The organism is Cryobacterium sp. MLB-32, assembly GCF_000738085.1.
Taxonomy (GTDB): domain Bacteria; phylum Actinomycetota; class Actinomycetes; order Actinomycetales; family Microbacteriaceae; genus Cryobacterium.
Map to the genome: position 1 here is coordinate 1 of NZ_JPRS01000454.1, position 842 is coordinate 842.

Below are 842 nucleotides of genomic sequence, written 5' to 3' on the forward strand. Positions count from 1 at the left end.
TTCGACGACCTTCTTTTCGTGTCGTTGGCCCCGCATCCGTCCCCACAGTGAGGGGTGAGTTTCGGAGGTAAAAGACTTGTGCACATCGCGCACGCTGATGATGATCTTTTCAGCCACGGGTTCGGGCCTTTCGTTCGAGCGAATCGACGATCCGAGAGAGGGGGAAGCTGATGATCAGGTACAGGATCGCGGCCGCCGTGTAGATTGCCGTCGTTTGGAAGGTCTGGCTGTTGAGGATGTTGGCCGTCTTGAGAATTTCCGTCACGGCGATTACCGAGGTCAGTGCCGTGTCCTTCACCATGGCGATGAAGTAGTTGCCGATGGGTGCCAGGGACACCACAAAAGACTGGGGGATGACAATTCGCCACAGAGTCTTGGTGGGGGTGTAGCCCAGCGACCACGCAGCCTCTGTTTGGCCGTGTTCGACAGACAGAATCGACGACCGGAAGACCTCCGACAGGTACGCGGCGTAGTTCAGGCCCAGGCCCAGGATGCCGGCGGGAATCGGGTCGATCTGGATGCCGATGACGGGCAGCACGAAGAAGATGTAGACCAGCTGAACGAGAAGGGGTGTGCCGCGAATGATCTCCACGAAGAAGATTGCGATGCCTCGGATCACGCGAAAATTGGACAGCCGGGCCAAGGCGACTATGAGTCCGAGAACCAGAGCGAGAGCCATTGCTCCGAGGGCGAGGACGATCACTACAGGCACGGCGCCCAGCAATTGTGGAAAGACTTTGAGGACATTGTCAACGAAATCCATGGGGACGACTCCTTAGACAAGAGGGGCGGGCGTCCGCTGTGCACGGCCCGCGTTGAAATATGAGCGAAGCGCGTCTCCA

The 842-nt window shown here is 58.3% G+C and carries 1 protein-coding gene; it reads right to left on the bottom strand.

The annotated features are described in order from the left end of the window. Positions 1-109: 109 nt before the first annotated feature. On the bottom strand, positions 110-763 hold the full coding sequence (locus JF66_RS19335; protein ID WP_035880513.1) for an amino acid ABC transporter permease: 654 nt from the start codon (positions 761-763) through the stop codon (positions 110-112). Between the last annotated feature and the right edge of the window lie 79 nt (positions 764-842).

Excerpts from the sequence above, each read along its gene's own strand:
- JF66_RS19335 (WP_035880513.1), bottom strand. The coding sequence starts at position 763 with ATGGATTTCGTTGACAATGTCCTCAAAGTCTTTCCACAATTGCTGGGC.